The 2,432-nt window shown below is 71.4% G+C and carries 2 protein-coding genes and 1 pseudogene; 1 reads left to right on the top strand and 2 read right to left on the bottom strand.

Translation table 11 applies throughout. The features are described from left to right. Positions 1 to 357: pseudogene (locus tag QZ281_RS13650) on the top strand (hypothetical protein); the annotation flags it as partial. 27 nt (positions 358 to 384) lie between these two features. On the opposite strand, the gene nadC reads toward QZ281_RS13650, so the two are convergent. Further along, on the bottom strand, positions 385 to 1,344 hold the full coding sequence (gene nadC, locus QZ281_RS13645) for a carboxylating nicotinate-nucleotide diphosphorylase (RefSeq protein ID WP_292229240.1): 960 nt from the start codon (positions 1,342 to 1,344) through the stop codon (positions 385 to 387). Then, positions 1,341 to 2,432, bottom strand: a 1,092-nt coding sequence (locus tag QZ281_RS13640) for an FAD-binding protein (RefSeq protein ID WP_292229238.1), incomplete at its 5' end; no start/stop codon positions are given. The genes QZ281_RS13640 and nadC, both read right to left, overlap by 4 nt.

Genomic DNA, 2,432 nt, shown 5'->3' with positions numbered 1-2,432 from the left:
TATGCGCCCCGTCCGTCCACGGGCGGTGAGCAGCCGCGCCTGATCCAGGCCGGCATCAATCCGGTCGAAGCGGCTCGTCAGGCCGGACAGGCCGTGGCCTATTCGCTGGTTCTGGCTCAAGAAAACCTGTCGGCGCCCGAAGCTCACACCCAGCCCGCCCCGCGTCCCGCAGCCGCGCCTGCTGCTGCGCCCAAGGCCGAGGCTCCCGCGCCGCGCGCACAGGCGCCTCAGGCCGCCACACCCGTCGCTGCTGCGGCATCCGCTCCGGCGGCGCGGCCTCAGCCTGCCGTGCAACCGGCCCGCACCGCTCAGACGGCGCCCAAAGCCGAGACCGCCACGGCCGCTACGCCCGCCTGATATCGTCGTAACTGGACGCGCCTGACCTCAGAGCGCGTCCAGACCGATGTCCAGCACCGGCGCCGAATGGGTCAGCGCCCCGACCGAAATCACATCCACGCCGGTTTCCGCGATGCCGCGCACGGTCGTCAGATCGACGCCGCCTGACGCCTCCAGCGTAATCCGGCCCGCAACCCGCGCCACCGCTGTGCGCAGGTCCGCCAGACTGAAGTTGTCCAGCATCACCACGTCCGGCGCCGCGCCCTCACCGATCAGGGCCAGAACCGCGTCCAGTTGATCAAGACCGTCGACCTCGACCTCCACCTTCATCAGATGCGGCGCAAAAGCCTTGGCCCGGCGCACGGCCTCGGCGACCCCGCCGCAGACGGCGACATGATTGTCCTTGATCAGGATGGCGTCATCCAGCCCGAAGCGGTGATTGATCCCCCCGCCGCAGGCCACAGCGTGTTTCTCCAGCGCGCGCAGGCCCGGCGTGGTCTTTCGCGTGTCCGCGATCCTCGCCCTCGTCCCCGCGACCGCCTCGACATAGGCGCGCGTCAGGGTGGCCACGCCCGACAGCCGCCCCAGCAGGTTCAGCGCCGTCCGCTCCGCCGACAGAAACCCCCGCGCATCCGCCTCAACCACTGCCAGCACCGCGCCCGCCTCGACGAGGCTGCCTTCGGCTGCAAGCACACGCTCGACCCGTCCGGCCAGCTTCGGCGCGATTTCGACTGCACCCGAGAAGAAAATAGGCTCGGCATTGACCTGCGCCGCGCCGTCGTTCAGCCGCACATCGATGGACGCCCTGGGGTCCATCGCCAGAACCGCCAGACGCACCGCGTCGATCCCGGCCAGAACGCCGGGCTTTCTGGCTGCGAAAGCCGCCTTCATCCGCGCGCCCTCGGGGATGCAGGCCTGGGCCGTCATGTCGCCCGCACGGCCCAGATCCTCGGCCAGCGCCATCCGTACCACGGGTTCGGTCATCAGATCAGGAAGGGTCCGCATCATTCCGCCACCGCCAGGATCGCGGGCTGGACCAGCCGCACCCGCGTATGTTGCGCCACCGCCGCCGTCTGGGGATAGTCAGCGCGATAATGCCCGCCCCGGCTCTCATGCCGGTCCAGCGCGGCCTGCACGATCAGGCGCGCCGCCAGAAGCGACGCCGCTGCCCCATGCTGCGCCTCCAGCCGGTCGATCAGGGCGATCAGACCCGACAGGCCCGCCGCATCCCGCACCACGCCCGCATGATCCGTCATGCCCGCGCGCAGCTCCGCCATCGCCGCATCCGGCAGGTCAGGCCCAGCCACGACCGGCAGGGGTTTGCCGCCGCCCGCCCCTTTCGCCGCCGCCACGCCTGCGCGCCGCCCGAAGGTCGCGGCTTCCAGCAGCGAGTTGGACGCCAGCCGGTTGGCGCCATGCACCCCCGTCGCCGCACATTCGCCCACGGCGAACAGGCCCGGAACCGTCGTGCGTCCGTCCGCATCGGCGGCGATCCCGCCCATGTGATAGTGACAGGCCGCCATCACCGGAATGGGGCTGACGCGCGGGTCCAGACCGGCGCGCATGCAGGCGGCGAACACCGCCGGAAACTCATGCGGGAAGGCCTCGCCGATGGCCGTGCGCGCATCCAGATAGGCGCCGCGCCCCGAGGCCCGCGCCGCATGAACCGCCCGCGCCACCACGTCGCGCGGCTTCAGGTCCGCATCATCCTCTTCGCCCAGCAAGAAGACGCCCTGCCCGTCGATCAGCCGCGCGCCTTCGCCACGCAGGGCTTCGGTCGCCAGAGGCGCGGGGTCCAGACCGACGTCGATGGCGGTGGGGTGGAACTGCACGAACTCGGGATCGAGTATTTCCCCCCCGGCCAGCGCCGCCAGCGCCATGCCCTCGCCCTTCAGGGCCGCAGGCGTCGTCGTCGCCGCGAACAGACCGCCCGCCCCACCGGTGGCCAGCACCACCGCCGTCGCTGTGATCTCGGTCAGTTTTCCACCCGGTCCGCGCGCGACCAGCGCCCCGACCACGCGCCCGTCTGCATCCCGCAGCAGGCCCTTCAGCCGTGCGTCGTCCCAGACCTCGATCCGCTTCTCGGCCCGCACGGC

The sequence above is a fragment of the Brevundimonas sp. genome, assembly GCF_018608325.1.
GTDB lineage: Bacteria > Pseudomonadota > Alphaproteobacteria > Caulobacterales > Caulobacteraceae > Brevundimonas.
This window is presented reverse-complemented; position numbering and strand designations above follow the sequence as displayed.